This window comes from Streptomyces sp. NPDC004561 (genome assembly GCF_053602155.1).
On the sequence record NZ_JBSGDB010000001.1, the window covers coordinates 26,185 to 38,564 of the forward strand.

The window sequence follows — 12,380 nt, forward strand, 5'->3', positions numbered from 1 at the left end:
ATGCCCCGTGGCGAAGCCACCATCGGACGCGTCATGGCCCAGGTGGCCATGGTGATGAATCTCGACAAGTGCATCGGCTGCCACACCTGCTCGGTCACCTGCAAGCAGACATGGACCAACCGCACCGGCGTCGAGTACGCCTGGTTCAACAACGTCGAGACCAAACCGGGCGTCGGCTACCCCCGCCGCTACGAGGACCAGGAGCAGTGGAAGGGCGGCTGGACGCTGGACAGGCGCGGGCGGCTGGTCCTGCGCTCCGGCGGCCGGGTGAAGCGCCTGCTGTCCCTGTTCTCCAACCCGGACCTGCCGTCCATCGAGGACTACTACGAGCCGGTCACCTACGACTACGACAACCTCGTCAGCGCCCCGGCCGGCCAGGACGTCCCGGTCGCCCGCCCCCGCTCGGTCCTCACCGGGAAGCCCACCGCCATCACCTGGGGCGCCAACTGGGAGGACGGCCTGGGCGGCGCGCCCGAGCACGCGGGCGGCGACCCGAACCTGACCGGAGCGTGGGCCGAGAAGGTGAAGTTCGAGTTCGAGCAGACCTTCCTGTTCCACCTGCCGCGCCTGTGCGAGCACTGCCTCAACCCCGCATGTGTCTCCGCGTGCCCGTCCGGTGCGATGTACAAGCGGGTGGAGGACGGCATCGTCCTGGTCGACCAGAACCGCTGCCGGGGCTGGCGGATGTGCGTGACGGCCTGCCCGTACAAGAAGGTGTACGTCAACCACGCCACCGGCAAGGCCGAGAAGTGCACCTTCTGCTTCCCGCGCATCGAGGCCGGACAGCCCACCGTCTGCTCCGAGACGTGCGTCGGCCGGCTGCGCTACCTCGGCCTGCTGCTGTACGACGCCGACCGCGTCGGAGAGGCCGCGGCCACCCCGGACGAGCGGGACCTGCTGGACGCCCAGCGTGGTGTGTTCCTCGACCCCACGGCCCCCGATGTCATCGCCGCGGCACGGGAGTCCGGCATACCCGAGGACTGGCTGGAGGCCGCCCGCCGCTCCCCCGTGTACGACCTGGTCACGCGGTACAAGGTGGCGCTGCCGCTGCACCCGGAGTACCGCACGCTGCCCATGGTCTGGTACGTCCCCCCGCTCTCCCCCGTCCTGGACGCGGTGAGCTCCGCGGGCGGGAACCAGGACGACCCGGACCACGTGTTCGCCGCCGTCACCCGCCTGCGCATCCCGCTCGAGTACCTGGCCAGTCTGTTCACCGCCGGGGACACCGACGTCGTCGCCGGGGTGCTGATGAAGCTCACCGCGCTGCGCTCGTACATGCGTGAGCGCATTCTCGGTGAGCCGGGCGACGAGACCGCGCTGAAGGCCGTGGGCCTGACCCCCCGCGAGGCCGAGGACATGCACCGGCTGCTCGCCGTCGCCAAGTACCAGGACCGGTACGTCGTTCCCGCCGCGCACAAGGAGGACGCCGCCGCCCTCAGTGCCATGGAGAACCGCTGCCCGGTGGAGTCCTCCGGGGACCCTCAGCCCATGGACGGCCGCCGCGTCATGCTCGGCATCCCCACCCTGCGCCGCCGTACGCCCGAAGCCCCCGCCGGAGGCCACTCGTGAGCCCGCTGCCCGCCACCGTGCCCGCCATCGTCCGCACCCGTCTGCGAGCGGCCGTCCGCCGCCCCGCCCGGCCCACGCCCGAACAGGCCGAGGCCCGTGTCCTGCTGCTGCGGCTGTGCTCGCTGCTGCTGCAGTACCCCGACGCCGAACTCGCCGCCGCCCGGCCGACGCTCGCCACCACTGTCCAAGCGCTGCCGCCGTCGCCGGCCGGCGCCGAACTCGGCGCCTTCACCGCCTGGTTCACCGCGCGGGAGGCCGACGAGCTGGAGCGGCACTACGTCGAGATGTTCGACCTGCGCCGCAAGAGCAGCCTCTACCTCACCTACTACCTGCACGGCGACACCCGCCGCCGCGGCATGGCCCTGCTCACCCTGGCCAGCCGGTACAAGGCCGCCGGCTGGGACATCGGCGGCGGAGAACTGCCCGACCACCTCCCGGTCGTCCTGGAGTTCGCGGCCCTCGCCGGTCCCGGAACCGGCGAGGCACCGCTGCGGCAGCACCGCCGCGGACTGGAACTCATCCACCGGGCCCTGACCGACGCGGACTCCCCCTACCGGCACGTCCTGGCCGCCCTGCTCAGCCTCCTGCCCCCGGCGACCGCGGCCGACCTCCGGGCCGTGGCGGAACTTGCCGCCCAGGGGCCGCCCAACGAGGACGTCGGCCTCGACCCGTACGGGAGCGGGGAGTTCGCCCCGCCCGGCACCTTCCTCCCGCCCGAGCAGGCCCCGCCGACCCTCGTCCCGCCCCCGTACTCCCCGGAAGGCCTCCGATGAGCACCGCCGCCTCCCTCGTCACCACCAGCGGACCGGACCTGCTGCTGTGGGTGGCGATCCCCTACATCTGCCTGGCCGTGTTCGTCGTCGGGCACGTGTGGCGCTACCGGCACGACCAGTTCGGCTGGACCTCCCACACCAGCCAGCTGCTGGAGAACCGCTGGCTGCGCTGGGGCAGCCCGCTGTTCCACCTCGGCGCGTTCATGGTGATCGCCGGACACGTGGTGGGGCTCGCCGTGCCCGCCTCGTGGACCGAGGCGGCCGGCATCAGCGAGCACACGTACCACACCACGGCCGTCTGGGCGGGTTCGGTGGCAGGCGTGGCCATGGTCACCGGGCTCGGCATGCTGTGCGCGCGGCGGCTGCTGACCCGCCGGATCCGGCTCGGTACCGACCGCAGCGACAAGCTCCTCTTCCCGCTGCTGTCCGCCACCGTCCTGCTGGGCATCACGGCCACCGGCGCGCACAACGTCTTCGGACCCGGCTACGACTACCGGCAGACCGTCTCCGTCTGGTTCCGCGGCGTCTTCACCCTGCAACCGGACCCGGGGGCGATCAGCGGCGCCCCGCTGCTGTTCCAGCTCCATGCGCTGACCGCGTGCCTGCTCTTCGCGGCCTGGCCGTTCACGCGCCTCGTGCATGTGTGGAGCGTCCCGATCGGCTACCTCGCCCGCCCCTACCTGGTCTACCGGAGCCGAGCCCTGCCGACGGCCGGTTCGGCCGCCCGGGCCCGCACCCGGCCGGGCCGTTCCGGGCAGCGCGCCGCGTGATCCAGGGACCGGCCCTCACGCCGGACGCCACGACCGCACGGCACGGCCGGGGGCCGGGCGCGAGCCGCGGCACCGGCCTGGTGATGTTGCTGACGGGCGTCGTCGGCTGGTTCGCCTCCTTCCAACTCGCAGTGGACGACTGGCGGATGCTCAAGGACCCCGCCTACCGGCCGCCGTGCAACATCAGCCCGGTCATCAGCTGCGGCAGCGTCATGTCCAGTCCCGAGGGGAGCGCGTTCGGCTTCCCGAACATGCTCCTCGGCCTGGGCGCGTTCGCCGCCGTGGCCGTTCTGGGGGCAGCCCTGCTCACCGGGACACGCCTGCACCGCAGGCTGTGGCTCGCCCTGGGCGCCGGGACGCTGGCCGGGGTCGTGTTCGTGCACTGGCTGATCGTGCAGTCGCTGTACGAGCTGAACAGGATCTGCCCCTACTGCGCGGTCGTCTGGGTGGTCACCATCGCCCTCTTCTGGTGCGTGGCCCTGCAGTGCGTGCACCACGGGATCGTCCCGGTCCCGCACGGCGCCCTCCGGCTCCTCCGCGACACGCACTGGCTGCTGCTCGGCGGCTGGTACGGCGTGCTCGCGCTGCTCGTACTCACCCGGTTCTGGCCCTACTGGAGCAGCCTGTTGTGACTGCGTCGCGTGCGTTGCCTCTCTGCCGGCGGGAAGCCGGCTGGTGGGGTCGGTGGGTCAGGCGAGGGGCCAGGACTTCACCCGATCCGCGAACTCCGGCGGCGAGGCCAGGACCATGATCGAGGCCGGTTCCGTACCGGGGTTGGCGAGACTGACGCGCTCACCGGTGGCGATGTGAGCCGTCGTACCCGCCGTCAGCGTCCGGGCCTCGCCGGCGTGGCGCACCTCGACGGATCCGGACAGCGGGATCAGCACGATCTGCGAGGCGCCGTGGTCGTGTTCGGGCATGGCAGCGCCCACGGGCAGTTCCACGTGGAGGACGGCGACCTGGTCGGAGGTTTCCGCCGTCGTCAGCAGCGCCGCGGTCGGGCCGTTGGGAAGAGGCGCGCGGCGGCGGGGTGTGGTGGCGATCTCAGCGATGTGCATGATGGTCCTTCCTCGGTGGTTCGCAGACGGAAGCGGTACGGGGTTCAGGGCAGCGCCCCTCAGTCCCCCTGGGCCGGCAGAGCGGCGATCAGCGGATGGTCGCGTTCGATCAGCCCCAGCTTGGCGGCGCCGCCGGGCGAGCCGAGCGGGTCGAAGAACTCGACGTTCGCCCGGGTGTACTCCTGCCACTCGGCCGGCACGTCCTCCTCGTAGAAGATCGCCTCGACCGGGCAGACCGGCTCACAGGCCCCGCAGTCCACGCATTCGTCCGGGTGGATGTACAGCGACCGCTGCCCCTCGTAGATGCAGTCCACCGGGCATTCCTCGACGCACGCCTTGTCCTTCACGTCCACGCAGGGCTGCGCGATCACGTAGGTCATCGGTGGCACCTCCTCTTGTCGCCAGACTCCCTCGTTCGGTTTTTACTAATACTACATGTAAGAATGGTGTTACCAGCTTGGTCGGAGTGAGAGAAGGGGCTGGAGGCATGACGTCGACTTGCGAGATCCGCGTCCGCATCAGGGCCCGGTGCACCGCGGTGACCACCGATGACTGACGCCCGGACCGACACACCCGGCACCAGGGAACTGTGGAGGCTCGCCGAGCCCGGACGCGGTCTCGACGCCGGCATCATCCATCTGTCGCCAGGGCAACCCCTGAACGCCCGCACCGAAGCGGATCCCGACGTCCTTCTGCTGGTCCTCACCGGGGACGCCACCGTCGCCACCGCGCGCGGACCACGACACCTGACCGAGGGAACACTGCTGTGGGTGCCGTCCGGGTCCTCAGCCCACCTCACGGCGGGCGAAAACGGCCTGTCCTGCCTCATGGTCCACCGACGCCTCCCCGATCGGCCTCCGGAACCGGCCGCCGCCGACCCGGCGGGGCACGGCTGGCCCAAGTGGCTGTGCTGACGGGGCACGGGCCGCGCCCACCCGGCGGCATTTTCACGAATCACGATGTAATAATTACGGCGGTATCCGCCGACATACCCGCCCCAAGCCAGCACGAAGGGGAAGCACAGATGTCATCCGCTACCGAGATCTACATCCAGGCGACCGGCACCGACCCGAACGTCCAGGCGCAGACCACCATCGAGGAAGCCCACCAGCGGCTCCTGGAACGCCTGGCCGCGCTCACCGGGCCCGGGGCCACCGAGGAACTGTCCACCAGCTGCGCCGAGCAGGCGCGCCTTCTCCTGGCGGCCACCGATCAGACGCTGTACGCCGCCGCGTCCGGCGCGGCCGACACCCGGCTGCTGGTCCGGGCGCTGCGCGCCGCCGCCGGCATCATCGGCCGGCACACCGACGCCCTGGCCGCCGTGACCGACGATGCCGGACGCGCTGATGCCGCCCGCGTCCTCGCGGCCATGCTCACCGTCCACCTCGGCGCGGAGCGCGCCGTGCTGCTGCCCGCCGTGACCACGCTGCCGGGCGCCGACCTCCCCGCCCTGACCGCGGACTTCGTCACCCTGCTGGAAGGAGGCGGGCTGGAGGAGCCCACGGTGGTCGACGTCCGCGAGATCCCGCACGGCCGACGCCACCCGCGCATCTTCACCCGCTTCGCCCGCCTCGCGCCCGGGGAGTCCTTCGTCCTGGTCAACAACCACGACCCCAAGCCGCTGCGCCGCGAGTTCGAGGCCACCCATCCCGGACGCTTCACCTGGGAATACGTCGAGTCCGGGCCGGAACAGTGGCAGGTCCGCATCACGCGGGTGGCCGACGATGCCTGAGCCCGGGACGGCCGGACCGCGGGAGGAGGCGGCGACGGCCCGCATGCTGTGCGATGTGCGGGCCCTGACCGGCAAGGCGCCCGAACCCGCCGGCGTTCTGTGGAAGCTGGCCGAGTCCGGCCGTCAGCTCGACGCCAACGTGATCCGGCTTCCCGCCGACGGGCACATCGGCACGCACGCCGAGCCCGACCTGGACGTACTGGTCCTCGTCGTCGACGGCGACGGCGTGATGAGCACTCCCGAAGGAGAGCTGCCGCTCGCCGAAGGGGCCCTCCTGTGGCTGCCGCACGGCTCGACGCGCTGCATCCAAGCGGGGCCCCACGGCCTGGCTTATGTGACGGTGCACCGCCGCCGCCCCGGCATGCAGATCCGCCGCCGCACCGATCCGACCCCGGTCACGGCGGACCCGGCGCCGACCGCCACGCGGCCTGACCGGCCCGGCTCGACGACGCCCAGCGGGCCATGGCGCTGAACGCGCAGGTCGCCGGATTGTCCCTCGTTTATACGAGGGGCGCCGGGTAAAATGGTTGAAATGAGCGAGGAGACGTTGCGCGATCCGTCCGGCGGCGCCGCCGCCCTCGGCGAGAGCCGCGCCCGGGTGCTCGAGGTCCTGCGCGCGGCCTCCGCCGCCGTGGGAGTGCGGGAGATCGCCGAGCAGACGGGTCTGCATCCCAACACCGCCCGGTTCCACCTCGACACGCTGGTCAAGGACGGGCTCGCCGAGGGCCGCGCCGAAGGGGCCGGCCGCCCCGGCCGGCCCCGCACCGTCTACCTCGCCGCGGCCTCCGGGGTACCGGCGGGTCTGCGCAGCTACCACCTGCTCGCCCAGATGCTCACCGGCCTCGTCACCGAGTCACTGCCCCAGCCGGCGCAGGCCGCCGTGCGCGCCGGGGAGGCCTGGGGCCGCTACCTCGCGGAGACCCCGGCGCCCTCCCGGCGCATCGACATCGAGGAGGCGATCCGGCGGCTGACCGAGGTCCTCACGGACGTCGGCTTCGCCCCCGGCCCCGTCCGGAACCAGCCGGATCCGGTCGTCCCGCTCCACCACTGCCCGTTCCGGGAGATCGCCGAGCAGCACCGGGAAGTGGTGTGCTCCCTGCATCTCGGCCTCATGCGCGGCGCGTTGCAGGAGGTACGCGCCCCGGTGGGCGTCGACCGCCTGGAGCCCTTCGTCGAGCCCTCCCTGTGCCTGGCCCACCTCACACCCGAAACGGACCTGCGACCGAGCCTGCCCGCGTAACCGTGGTGAGGCGACGGCGACGCCCCTCTGCCTCGGGGCGCCGCCGCGCTCGTCACTGCCTTCCGCCCGCACCGCGGGGGTACTTCAGCCCTCGGCGTGGGCCAGCCACAGGTCGGGGCCGAAGACCTCGTAGCGGATGCTGCGTGCGGGGACGCCGGCCTGGAGGAGCTGGGTGCGGACGGCGCGCATGAAGGGGAGCGAGCCGCACAGATAGACGTCGGCGTCGGTGGGCAGGTCCAAACCGGCGAGGTCCATCAGGCCCGTGCGGCGGCCGGGTTCCTCGGCTGCCTCCTCCTCGTACCAGAACTCGGCCCTCGCTTCCGGCAGTTGCCCCACCAGGCGGCAGGTGTCGGCGCACAGGGCGTGGTCTTCCGGGGTGCGGTCGGCGTGCAGGACCCACACCGGCCGGACCGAGCCGGTGGCGGCGAGGTGTTCGAGCATGCCGACCATCGGGGTGCAGCCGATGCCGGCGGAGACCAGCACGAGCGGGGTGTCCGCGTCGTCGAGCACCACGTCCCCGAACGGGGAGGACAGGGTGAGTTCGTCGCCGACCCCCACGGTGCGGTGCAACTGACCGGAGACCTCGCCCTCCGGGGCAGCGGCGACGCTCGCCACCCGCTTGACGGTGATGCGCCGCAGACGGTCGCCGGGAGCGTTGGACAGGCTGTACTGGCGGGTCTGGTGGATTCCGTCCGGCATGAGCGCCCGCACGCTCACGTACTGACCGGCGCGCGCCTCGGGCAGCGGCCCGTCGTCGGCCGGGCGCAGCAGGAAGGAGACCACGTCCGGGGTCTCCTCGCGGCGCTCCACCACGGTCCACTGACGCCACGGCTTCCGCGGGTCGACCTGTGCTTCCTGGTAGAGGCGGGCCTCCTGGGCTATGAGGGCGCCGGCCATCAGCCAGTACACCTCGTCCCAGGCGCCCGCGACCTCCGGTGTGACCGCTTCCCCCAGCACGTCGCCGATGGCGCCGAAGAGGTACTTGTGGACGATCGTGTACTGGTCCTCGGTGACGCCCAGTGCGGCGTGCTTGTGGGCGATGCGCGCGAGGAGTGCGTCCGGGCGGGCGTCGGGATCGGCCAGCAGGGCCTGGGCGAACCCGGCGATGGATCCGGCCAGGGCCCGGCGCTGTTCGCCGCTGGCCTGGTTGCCGCGGTTGAACAGGCCGTCCAGCAGCTCGGGCTGCTCGGCGAACATGGTGCCGTAGAAGCGCGCGGTGATCTCGTCCAGGGCACCGCCGACGGCGGGCAGGGTGGCGCGAACGACAGCGGCCGACTCGGGCGAAAGCATGGAACTCCCCTGAGATGTAGAAAGGTAGAGGGACGGCGTTCACCGTCACAGCCGGGATCCGTTGTGCGGGTCCGACCGGCACATCGATCATTTCGGTGGAACCGTCATCGGGAATAGGGCCGAACCGCCCTGACCACAGGGCCCGTTGGTCCGGTCAGGGTGCAGGGTGTGGTGCAGGTATCAGGCACCGGGACAGGACCGGAGGGCCAACGGCCTTGGTTTCCGGTCGGTCACCAGCACAGGCCCCCGACATGGACCGCACGGTCACTGACGGCGACCGCTTGCGTCGGCGCTACGGCGGCGCATCCGACCGGACACGGTCGCGGCGGTGAGGAGCAGGGCGGCGGCGGTGGTCGGCACGGCGGCCACCACCAGCCTGCCGAAGGTCTTCCCGGGCTCCGCGACCGCCCAGGCGGCCTCCGCCGCCAGGGCGAGAGCCGGCCCGGCGGCGAGGAGCAGGGCGACCAGGATCGTTCGGGCGCGTGCGTCGTGGGGCGATCGGTGATCCGCACGCAACTCCGCCCAGTGGCGTGCGGTCTCGCGCGCCTGGCGGCGGCGCTGCACGACCGCGCGAGCCTGGAGGCTCACCGTCACGGCTGCCCCGACGACGGCAGCGGAGGAGGGCATCCACCACCCTTCCGAGACGAGCAGCAGCACGGCGACCACGGCGGCCGTGGACCAGCCGCTGAGGCATGCCGCGGCGGCCCGGCGGTGGGAGGCGGGCCGGTCGGCGCCCGCGCGCAGGGTGGAGAGCGCGGGCAGGTACCAGACGCAGCCCGCCGCGGTCACCGTGGCGGGCCCGAGAGCGAGGACGGCCTGGGCCACGGCTACTGCGCCGCCTCGAGCGCGGCGATCTCCGGGTGGTGCAGGTCGAACGCCGGGGACTCGCTGCGAATGCGCGGAAGGGAGACGAAGTTGTGGCGGGGCGGCGGGCAGGAGGTCGCCCACTCCAGCGAACGGCCGTAGCCCCAGGGGTCGTCGACCTCGACCGGTTTGCCGTACTTCGCCGTCTTCCAGACGTTGTAGAAGAAGGGCAGGATCGACAGGCCGAGCAGGAACGACCCGATCGTCGAGACCGTGTTCAGCGCGGTGAAACCGTCCGCTGCCAGGTAGTCGGCGTAGCGGCGGGGCATCCCCTCGGTACCCAGCCAGTGCTGGACCAGGAACGTGGTGTGGAAGCCGACCGTGAGCGTCCAGAACGTGATCTTGCCGAGGCGTTCGTCGAGCATCTTGCCGGTGAACTTGGGCCACCAGAAGTGGAATCCGGCGAACATCGCGTACACGACCGTGCCGAAGACCGTGTAGTGGAAGTGCGCGACGACGAAGTACGAGTCGGACAGGTGGAAGTCCATCGGCGGGGACGCGAGGATCACACCGGTCAGACCGCCGAAGAGGAAGGTGACCAGGAAGCCGGTGGTCCACAGCATCGGCGTCTCGAAGGACAACGAGCCCTTCCACATGGTGCCGATCCAGTTGAAGAACTTCACACCGGTCGGCACGGCGATCAGGAAGGTCATGAAGGAGAAGAACGGAAGGAGCACGCCCCCGGTGACGTACATGTGGTGCGCCCACACCGTCACGCTCAGGCCGGCGATGGAGATGGTCGCGGCGATCAGGCCCATGTAGCCGAACATCGGCTTGCGGGCGAAGACCGGGATGACCTCGGAGACGATGCCGAAGAACGGCAGCGCCAGGATGTACACCTCTGGATGGCCGAAGAACCAGAACAGGTGCTGCCAGAGCAGCGCTCCGCCGTTGGCCGCGTCGAAGACGTGGGCGCCGAACTTCCGGTCCAGTTCCAGCGCGAACAGCGCCGCGGCCAGCACCGGGAACACGATCAGGACCAGCAGAGCGGTCAGCAGCACGTTCCACGTGAAGATCGGCATCCGGAACATGGTCATGCCCGGCGCCCGCATGCAGACGATCGTGGTGATGAAGTTGACCGCACCCAGGATCGAGCCGAAGCCGGACAGCGCCACACCCATGATCCACAGGTCGGCGCCGAGGCCCGGCGAGTGGACGGCGTCCGACAGCGGGGCGTAGAGGAACCAGCCGAAGTCGGCTGCGCCTCCGGGCGTCAGGAATCCGAAGGCCGCGATCGACGAACCGAACAGGAAGAGCCAGTAGGCCAGCATGTTCAGCCGCGGGAACGCCACGTCCGGCGCACCGATCTGCAACGGCATGATCCAGTTGGCGAACCCGGTGAACAGCGGCATCGCGAACATCAGCAGCATGATCGAGCCGTGCATGGTGAACGCCTGGTTGAACTGCTCCTGAGACATGATCTGCAGGCCGGGCCGGGCCAGTTCCGCGCGCATCAACAGGGCCATCACACCGCCGACGATGAAGAAGGCGAACGCGGTGACCAGGTACATCGTCCCGATCCTCTTGTGGTCGGTGGTCGTCAGCCACTCCGCCCACGACGGCCGTCCGCCCACCGCCTGTTCCGTACTGCCGGATGTGCCCACGGTCGAGGCCACCGCCGTGCCCTCCGGCCGCAAGGCCCTCACCTGCTGTTCCTGCGTGTCGTCCACCGGACGATGACCTTCCTTTCTGCCATGAAGACGGCGAGCCGGGAAGTGCCGTGGTACGGGTATGGACCTGGTCCTCCCGGCCGCCGCCTCATGATCGTCGGAGGGACACCCGGGGCGGATAGGGCCGATCAGCCCCGGACGGACCGTGCGGCGGGGCCGATGGTCCCTCCTCGCACGGTGCCGGGAACATGTGCCGGAGCGGCACGGCGCGTGCCGGCGGAGATCAGGCGGTCTCGGGACGGACGAGGGTGTTGTCGCCCGAGCGGCCGGCGAAGTAGTCCTCGATGTTGGCCACGGTGGTCTTCGCGATCCGGCCGACGGCGTCCCGGGTGAAGTACGCCTGATGTGAGGTGACCAGGACGTTGCTGAAGGTCGCGAGTCTCGCGAGGCGTTCGTCGGTCATCACCTCCAGCGACTTGTCCAGGAAGAACACACCGGCCTCTTCCTCGTAGACGTCGAGCCCGACACCGCTCAACCGCCCCGCGCGCAGCGCCTCCAGCAGGGCGTCGGTGTGCACCAGGCCGCCACGGCTGGTGTTGACCAGGATCGCGTCGTCCTTCATCAGCGCCAGGGCCTTGGCGTCGACGAGGTGATGGGTCTCCGGAAGCAGCGGCACATGCAGGCTGACCAGGTCCGCCTCGGCGAACAGCCGCTCACGCGGAACGTACTCCATACCGAGGGCGAGACAGTCGGGGTTCTCCGCGACGTCCGAGCCCAGCAGCCGCATCCCGAACCCGTGCGCGATCCGGGCGAACGCGGCCCCGATCTTCCCGGTGCCCACCACGCCGGCCGTCCTGCCGCGCAGGTCCCGCCCCATCAGCCCGTCGAGCCGGAAGTCGAACTCCCGGGTGCGCTGCGCGGCCCGGACGATCCGGCGGTCGACCGCCAGCGCCAGCGTCCACGCGAACTCGGCGACCGCGTGCGGCGAGTAGTACGAGACCCGGGCCACCGTGAGCCCGAGCTCCCGGGCGGCCTCAAGGTCGATGTTGTTGTGACCGGTGGACCGTTGCGCGAGCAGCCGGGTGCCGCCCTCGGCCAGCGAGCGCAGCACGCCTGCGTCCAGGACGTCATTCACACTGCTCAGCACGACCTCGTGGCCCGCGGCGGTCGGGACGGTGTCCCGGTCCAGGAACAGGCTCAGACAGCGCAGTTCGTGCCGGCCCGCGAACGCCTTCTCGAACGCTCCCCTCAGAAGCGGCTCCTCGTCCGCGAGGACGCCGTACGCCACGATCTCCACGTGTTCTCCCTCCGCCGCGCCGTGCGATCACCTCGCCACCGTAGGTCGAGACCACTTCTGTGAAGAGGGCCGATGGGCTCAGGAGACGAGTCCCATGGCCCCAGCCGGGTCGTGGCCGCGACGCGCACCGGATCGACGGTCGTCGATGAGCCCGCGGACCGCGACGCGACGGTGAGG

General features: G+C 71.1%; 14 protein-coding genes. 8 read left to right on the forward strand and 6 right to left on the reverse strand.

The genetic code is table 11. The annotated features are described in order from the left end of the window. From narH to ACWEN3_RS00095, 4 genes are read left to right on the forward strand one after another with little or no spacing between them, the layout of a single operon-like run. Positions 1 to 1,569, forward strand: a complete 1,569-nt coding sequence (gene narH, locus ACWEN3_RS00080) for a nitrate reductase subunit beta (protein WP_452963671.1) — start codon at positions 1 to 3, stop codon at positions 1,567 to 1,569. Further along, entirely contained in the window at positions 1,566 to 2,342 is a 777-nt protein-coding gene (narJ, locus tag ACWEN3_RS00085) for a nitrate reductase molybdenum cofactor assembly chaperone (protein ID WP_452963673.1), read from the forward strand. The genes narH and narJ overlap by 4 nt, the downstream gene beginning before the upstream one ends. Then, a complete protein-coding gene (gene narI, locus ACWEN3_RS00090; protein ID WP_452963675.1) occupies positions 2,339 to 3,112 on the forward strand; it encodes a respiratory nitrate reductase subunit gamma in 774 nt (257 codons plus the stop codon). Before narJ ends, narI begins: the two co-directional genes overlap by 4 nt. Then, positions 3,109 to 3,744: a vitamin K epoxide reductase family protein gene (locus ACWEN3_RS00095; RefSeq protein WP_452963676.1), complete on the forward strand. Its 636-nt coding sequence runs from the start codon at positions 3,109 to 3,111 to the stop codon at positions 3,742 to 3,744. Before narI ends, ACWEN3_RS00095 begins: the two co-directional genes overlap by 4 nt. Before the next feature lie 57 nt (positions 3,745 to 3,801). On the opposite strand, the gene ACWEN3_RS00100 is transcribed toward ACWEN3_RS00095, so the two are convergent. Both ACWEN3_RS00100 and fdxA read right to left on the reverse strand, forming a co-directional pair. Further along, the gene (locus tag ACWEN3_RS00100; RefSeq protein WP_452963678.1) at positions 3,802 to 4,170 is read right to left on the reverse strand and encodes a cupin domain-containing protein; all 369 of its coding nucleotides are present in this window, start codon (positions 4,168 to 4,170) and stop codon (positions 3,802 to 3,804) included. A 59-nt stretch (positions 4,171 to 4,229) separates the two neighbouring features. Beyond that, the gene (gene fdxA, locus ACWEN3_RS00105; protein ID WP_452963680.1) at positions 4,230 to 4,550 is read right to left on the reverse strand and encodes a ferredoxin; all 321 of its coding nucleotides are present in this window, start codon (positions 4,548 to 4,550) and stop codon (positions 4,230 to 4,232) included. Positions 4,551 to 4,718: 168 nt separating this feature from the next. Here fdxA and ACWEN3_RS00110 point away from each other — a divergent pair, with 168 nt between their 5' ends. From ACWEN3_RS00110 to ACWEN3_RS00125, 4 genes are all read left to right on the forward strand, one after another. Continuing rightward, positions 4,719 to 5,084, forward strand: coding sequence for a hypothetical protein (locus ACWEN3_RS00110; protein WP_452963682.1), 366 nt, complete (start codon positions 4,719 to 4,721; stop codon positions 5,082 to 5,084). 110 nt (positions 5,085 to 5,194) lie between these two features. After that, positions 5,195 to 5,902, forward strand: coding sequence for a DUF2249 domain-containing protein (locus ACWEN3_RS00115; RefSeq protein WP_452963683.1), 708 nt, complete (start codon positions 5,195 to 5,197; stop codon positions 5,900 to 5,902). Beyond that, positions 5,895 to 6,374: a hypothetical protein gene (locus ACWEN3_RS00120; protein ID WP_452963685.1), complete on the forward strand. Its 480-nt coding sequence runs from the start codon at positions 5,895 to 5,897 to the stop codon at positions 6,372 to 6,374. The genes ACWEN3_RS00115 and ACWEN3_RS00120 overlap by 8 nt, the downstream gene beginning before the upstream one ends. 60 nt (positions 6,375 to 6,434) lie before the next feature. After that, positions 6,435 to 7,142 (forward strand): helix-turn-helix transcriptional regulator, encoded by a 708-nt coding sequence (locus tag ACWEN3_RS00125; protein ID WP_452963687.1) that lies wholly within the window; start codon positions 6,435 to 6,437, stop codon positions 7,140 to 7,142. An 84-nt stretch (positions 7,143 to 7,226) separates the two neighbouring features. On the opposite strand, the gene ACWEN3_RS00130 is transcribed toward ACWEN3_RS00125, so the two are convergent. The 4 genes from ACWEN3_RS00130 to ACWEN3_RS00145 all read right to left on the reverse strand — a co-directional run bounded on the left by ACWEN3_RS00130 (position 7,227) and on the right by ACWEN3_RS00145 (position 12,203). After that, a complete protein-coding gene (locus ACWEN3_RS00130) occupies positions 7,227 to 8,432 on the reverse strand; it encodes a globin domain-containing protein (protein ID WP_452963689.1) in 1,206 nt (401 codons plus the stop codon). A gap of 264 nt (positions 8,433 to 8,696) precedes the next feature. Further along, positions 8,697 to 9,257 (reverse strand): hypothetical protein, encoded by a 561-nt coding sequence (locus tag ACWEN3_RS00135; RefSeq protein ID WP_452963691.1) that lies wholly within the window; start codon positions 9,255 to 9,257, stop codon positions 8,697 to 8,699. 2 nt (positions 9,258 to 9,259) lie between these two features. Then, entirely contained in the window at positions 9,260 to 10,900 is a 1,641-nt protein-coding gene (ctaD, locus tag ACWEN3_RS00140) for an aa3-type cytochrome oxidase subunit I (RefSeq protein ID WP_452963769.1), read from the reverse strand. 289 nt (positions 10,901 to 11,189) lie between these two features. Continuing rightward, complete coding sequence (locus ACWEN3_RS00145) at positions 11,190 to 12,203, reverse strand: 2-hydroxyacid dehydrogenase (RefSeq protein WP_452963693.1); 1,014 nt, start codon at positions 12,201 to 12,203, stop codon at positions 11,190 to 11,192. Positions 12,204 to 12,380 lie beyond the last annotated feature (177 nt).